2 protein-coding genes are annotated in these 5912 nt (G+C 71.3%); both read right to left on the bottom strand.

Going from position 1 to position 5912, the window contains the following annotated elements; translation table 11 throughout:
• Window positions 1-70 precede the first annotated feature (70 nt).
• On the bottom strand, window positions 71-2410 hold the full coding sequence (locus tag AB0N73_RS16190; RefSeq protein WP_363565373.1) for a PKD domain-containing protein: 2340 nt from the start codon (window positions 2408-2410) through the stop codon (window positions 71-73).
• Window positions 2411-2574: 164 nt separating this feature from the next.
• Entirely contained in the window at window positions 2575-5781 is a 3207-nt protein-coding gene (locus AB0N73_RS16195) for a chitobiase/beta-hexosaminidase C-terminal domain-containing protein (protein ID WP_363565375.1), read from the bottom strand.
• Window positions 5782-5912 lie beyond the last annotated feature (131 nt).

Here is a 5912-nt window from a genome sequence, read left to right on the forward strand (position 1 = left end):
CTGATGTTGCGGGCGCCGTGGGTGGTTTAACCCCAGTTTTGGGGCTCCAATGTGCTGTCTCGCGGTTCGGTCAGTCGATGGGGCGGATGCGGGTGCGCCGGCGCAGGGCCACGAGCACACCGCCGAGCACGAGCAGCAGCGCGCTCGCCCCGGCCCAGAGCGCCGGCCCGGACCCGTCGAGGCCCGTGCGGGCGAGCGCCGCGGCGCGGGCCGGTGCGTCCCCGGCGACAACAGGGGCCGCGCCCGTCCCCTGATCCGTTCCCGGGGTCGTTCCGGGGAGCGCACCGGAGCCGCCGTCGGTCGGCGCAGTGACCGTGACGGAGGCCGCGCCCCAGCGCGCGTCCGCCGTGACGACGAGCGCGGAGTACGCGGCGGGTGCGAGCGTGGCCGGCACCTCGAGCGTGACGGTTCCGTCGGGTGCCACCACAGCTTCGGCGGCGTGCGCGACGGGGCCCGACCACGCCGCGCCGGCGACGAGCCCGATGGCGACGGTCTCGCCCGGAGCCGCATCCGTCACGACGTCGAGCGTGCTCCCCGGCGCGACCGCGGCCGGCGCGGTGACGCCGAGGCTCGCAGTCGTCGTGTCGAGCTCGGGCAGATCCGGCGGCAGGTCGACCACCAGCAGCTCCCGTGATTCCTCGCTCACGCGGCCGCGCGCATCCGTCGCACGCAGCGTCACCCGCAGCGGCCCGGCGGTCGCCGGCGTGAACGTGACGTTGTCGGCGGTGGTCTGGTCGAACACCCCGTCACCGTCGACGTCGAACGTGTAGGTCGTGTCGGCGCCATCCGAGCTCGAACCCGTGCCGCTGAGCACCACCGGCAGCCCGACCGGAACGACCTCGGGTGCGCCGAGTGCCGCATCCGGCGCCGTGCCGAGGTCGCCGAGCACCTCGGCGAACGCCTCGTCGTAGGCGGTGTCGTCAGAGACATCGATGAGCAGACCGCCGGTCGCCTCCACGACGCCGCCGACCGCATCCGAGAAGGCGTCGTCCGCGGCGAGGCCGTAGACGACGATCGGCTCCGACTCGACCACCGGGGATGCCGCGCGCGCTGTGCTCGCGGGCGGGGTGGCGAGCGCCGCGAGGGTCTCCTCGAGCGCCGCGGGATCGGTCGCCCCGGAATCACCGATCGTGAGCACCGCGCGGGTCGCGTCGGGCGCCCATCCGAGCTCGGATGCCGCGGCGCTGAGGCCCGCATGCACGTGCGAGGTGGCGGTGTCGGCGCCGGGCTGGCTGCGCAGCGCCATGACGCCGGCGGAGAAGAGCTCCAGGTCGTCGGTGAACGGCAGGCGTACCGACGGCCCCTCGTCCTCGGTGAAGTCGACGAGGGCGACGCGCACGTCCTGGTGGCGCGCCTTCATGGCGGCCACCGCGTGCTGGAGGGCCGCGATCTTGGGCAGCGTGGCGGCCATCGAGCCGCTGCGGTCGACGACCACGGCGAGCTCCACCGCGCGCTTGGGCGCGTTCCGCGCCTGCTCCGCCGCGATCTTCTCGAGCGTCGTGAGGTAGTGGTTCGCGAAGGTCTGCGCCTCGGCCGCATCCGTGAAATAGTTGGTGTGCTGGTCGATCGACGGGGTGTGCGCGAAGAGCATCACCAGCGGAAGCGCGTACCAGGGGTTCACATCGCAGATCGGGTCGTCCTCGTGGCACAGCGAGTGCACGGTCATCCCGGGGCGGTCGTAGATCTCGTTGAGGTCACCGTTCAGCGCACTGAATCCCGCCGTGCGGATGGCGTCCGCCACGTGGATCACACCGGTGCCGCGGTATCCGTCGCCGTAGACGCCGGTGCCGAAGGGCTGCTGGAACGGATCGCCCACCGTGAGATAGCCGACGACATCGGTGCGGTTGAGCCGCGCGGCGTAGCGGGCGGCCATGGCCCCCTGCGAGTAACCGATCACGACGAACTTGGTGGGCGTCTCGCACCCCGCGGCCTCCGAGCCGTGCTCGCGCTTGATCTTGGCCATGAGCGCGTCGGCGGCGTCCGCGCCGTCGGATGCCGACAGGTGCAGACGCCCCACGATCTCCCACGCGGCCGAGACCGCGGGATAACCGTCGGGGTTCGCGCGGTCGGCGGGCCCGACGCCGTAGACGGGGATGTCCTCGCCGCGCAGACCCGAGATGCCGGATGACGCGGCCACGCGATCGAGCATCCGCCCGAGGGTCGCGCCCTCCCATCCGTTCGTCACGAGCGCCGATGAGCCGTAACGATGCGGGGCGCCGTCGTGCGAGGTCACGGTGCGGTCGATGTTGCCCTGACCGCTGCCGCGGAAAGCGATCGCGGCGATCGGGATGCAGTCGGACTCGGCCGCCGTCGCGGGCGCTGCGGTCAGCGACGACGCCGAGGCGAGCACGAGCGCGCCGACGAGCGCGGACGTGACGAGATGGACGGTTTTCCCCAGGATGCCGGACACTCGATCACGGTATCCCGCGCCCCGCACCCCACCCCGCGGCGGTGAGCACTTCTACTCGCCCGGGTGCGCTGGACCCGCACTGGACCCGCGAGACAGCACTTTCGCGCCGAGACAGCGGGTTTAACCCACGGTTTCGGCGCGAAAGTGCTGTCTCGCGGTTCGGGTTATTCGGTGCGGCGACGCAGGAGCACGCCACCGACCAGCAGCGAGCCCAGCAGCAGCGCGCCCAGAGCGAGCGGAACACTCGCACCCAGGTCCAGACCCGTCGCGGGCAACGCACCCGCCGCGCGGACCTCGAGCGGAGCCCACCCGATGACCGCACCCGACGCATCCGTCACCGCCAGACGGTGCTGGCCCGCCGGCGTCTCGGCGGGAATCCGCACCGAGAACTCACCCGCCGACGACACCGTCCGCGCACCTAGATGCACCGGAGACGAGAACAACCACGCATCCACCGACGAACCCGCACGCGACGCGTCGACACCGACCGTGATCACCGAGCCCGCCGTCACCGACGACGGCACCGTGATCCCACCCCGCGTCTCCGCCGTCAACGCCGACTCCGCCGGAGCAGACGGCACCGAACCACCCGGCACCCCCGGCTCACCCGGCGTCCCCGGGTTACCCGGCTCACCCGGCGTCCCCGGCGTCCCAGGCTCACCCGGCTCCCCGGGCTCCCCGGGCTCGGTGCCGACGGTTCCGAATACCTCGACCTCGACGAGTCCCGCGGCCCACGCGGCCTCGTTCTTGTTGTGGTCGTTGACGATGCCGACGACCTCGACCCGCACATGCCGGTACGTCCCGTCGACGCCGTCGCTCGTGAAGCCCACCGTGCGGTTGGCGCGGCGGTCGGCGAGCACGGTCCAATTCTCCCCGTCGACGCTCCCCGACAGCACGTAGCGACTGAACGTCTCGGAGCCGTTGTGGCTGCGCCAGCTGATGTCGACACGATCCAGGTCGGATTCCTCCTCGAGGTCGACCTGCCACGTGTAGGCGGACGTCGTACCGGGGAAGAAGTAGTGGCTGTTGTCGTAGGGGCTCGTCGTGTACGCGATCCCGTCGTTCGCCGCTGCCGCCGGCGACGACAGCTCGGCCTCTCCGTCGTCGGCCACGGCGTCGGTGTACCCCGACGACAGCGACCCGGCGGGCGTCGCCGATGCCGGCTTGCCACGCGAGAGCACCCGCGCCTCGGGGCTCACGAACTCACCGGTCTCGACGTCGAACGACCAGCCGTCGGTGTACTCGAGCGTCATCGAGCGGGTGTCCTCATCCACGTCGAGCGGAAGCCAGACGTATGTGGATGTGGCCAGCGCCCCGGCGACCCACCGGTCACCCATGTAGACCACCGAGGTGCCGCCGTCGGCCCGCTGCAGCGGCATGAGATAGGTCGGCTGGCTCTTGAACGTGGTGTTGTTGCCGATGTTGCGGTTCGCCGACCACCCGTCCGGATCGGACAGATCGGTCGTCGTGGCGTACTTGAGCTGGTTGGCGTACCAGCCCGACTGCCCCGACGTGACGAGGTAGTACACGCCGTCGATCTGCGTGATGGCGGCGGCTTCACGACTCTCGCCCGCGAAGAGCGGGTACGAATCGGCGTGGCGGGCGGTGACGAAATCGTCGGACAGCGGGTAGATCCGCAGTTGCTCGTGCGCCTCGGCCGAGATGAGCCAACCGTCGCCCTCCCCATCCACGTAGACGGTGAAGTCGCGCGACTGGTGTCCGCGCGGCGTGTTCCCTGCGCTGCGGTAGGCGCTCTCGGCCGCCGCTGCCGTCGGATACTGCCCGCTCGTCACGGTCGCGTCGATCGCGTGCTGCTGTTCGAGATCCCACACCTCGCCCGCACCGGGACGCCCGTGGTACTCGACGGCGTACTGTCCGTCGATCGTGGGACTGGTGGCCACGACAACCTCGGAGGCCTCGTAGGAATCGGCGGTCTCCCAGTGACCCCAGAGCACGAACCGGCCGGTCTCGGCGTTGTGCAGGAGCTTCGGCCGCTCGACCTTGCAGGTGGCGGAGCCGCGGACGTTGCAGTCGAGTCCCGGCGCCTCGGGAACGAGGATCTGCGAGACGAAATCCCAGTTCAGCAGGTCTTCGGAGCGGTACAGGTTGACGCCGTTGAACGACGCCTGGTTGTGCGCCTTGTCCTCGCCGACCCAGTAGTAGGCGCCGTCGTATTCGAGGAATCCGCCGCCGTGGGCCTGGATGCTGTCGCCGGCGGTGTCGAACCACGGCTGCCCGACGGGCACGCTCGTGTACGCGCCCTCATGCGGGGCGATCGTGTAGTCGACGCTCGCGACGGGACTCGTCACACCGTCGCGGATGGCCACGGCGCGAAGGCTCGCCGACGCGTCGAGCGCGAACGGGCCGTCGTAGCGGACCCCGTTCGTGCGGGTGGGGGTCGAGCCGTCACGGGTGTAGACGACCATCGCACCCTCCGGTGCGCTGATCGTCACCGTCTGCGCCGCACCGTAGACCGTCGCCGGATCGGGCGAGAAGGTCGGGGCGGACACCGGCGCCACGCTGAGGTCCCACTGCTGCGCACCCTCGGCGAGGGCGAACCAGGTGGCGGAGGCGCCCTGCCATCCGACGTTGGTCACGCGCAGCGTGGCGGCGCCGACCGCATCCTCGGGGATGGAGAACGTCCCGGTCACCGCGGAGGTGCGCTGCGCGGGAGAGATCTGCCCGGCCGTGCTGCGGGCGACGTCGTGGACGGTGCCGTCAGCATCCACGATCTGCGCCTGCACCTGGCGGTCGGTCGCCGACCACCACTCGTTGATGCCCAAGGCCAGCGTGTAGTCGCCCGCGGTGTCGAGCTGGAGGTCGTACGAGATCGCGTTGCCGGCGCCGTTGAGGCCGTAGTGGCCGTTCAGGTCTTTGGCCCCCGCGTCGGTGCGCGTGCCGTCCTGCCCGCGGAATCCCCAGGTGGTTCCTGCCCCGGCCGGCTGATCGGAGCGGTCGTTGCGCAGAGCCTCGCCGAGGAGCGCGCGGGCGCCGTCGTAGGCGGGCGATCCGGATGCGGCGGTCCCGGCATCCACGTAGTAGACGGTGTCGGGAGCGAGGGTCTCGACGGTCGCGGCGACCGGGGTCTCGATGCCCTCGACGGCGCCGGAGATCTCGTAGCTGCGGTACGGCTGGGTGAAGGTGAGGCCGGCGAGGTCCCAGTCGACGGGCCGCTCGGTGGTGGTGCCGTCGACGCTGACCGCGAGTGTGGCGGGCAGGTCGGGGCTGTCGCCGGCGACGACCGCGAATGCGGTGGTGTCGACCACGGTCGGCGCTTCGGCGGCGGATGCGGCGGGTGCCGCCAGCAGCGGAGTGCTCACCAGGGCGGCGACCACCGCCACGGGCAGCACGCGGTTTCGGGGTGACGTCATCGTCATCGGTCCTTCCTCGGACACGGTTCGGGGGGGCGTTCGGGGGGTGCCTGACCCGCGAGACAGCACTTTCGCGCCGAGACAGCGGGTTAAACCCACGGTCTCGGCGCCGGAGTGCTGTCTCGCGGATC

This window comes from Microbacterium sp. NPDC089189 (assembly GCF_040685095.1).
In the GTDB taxonomy this organism is placed as follows: Bacteria; Actinomycetota; Actinomycetes; order Actinomycetales; family Microbacteriaceae; genus Microbacterium.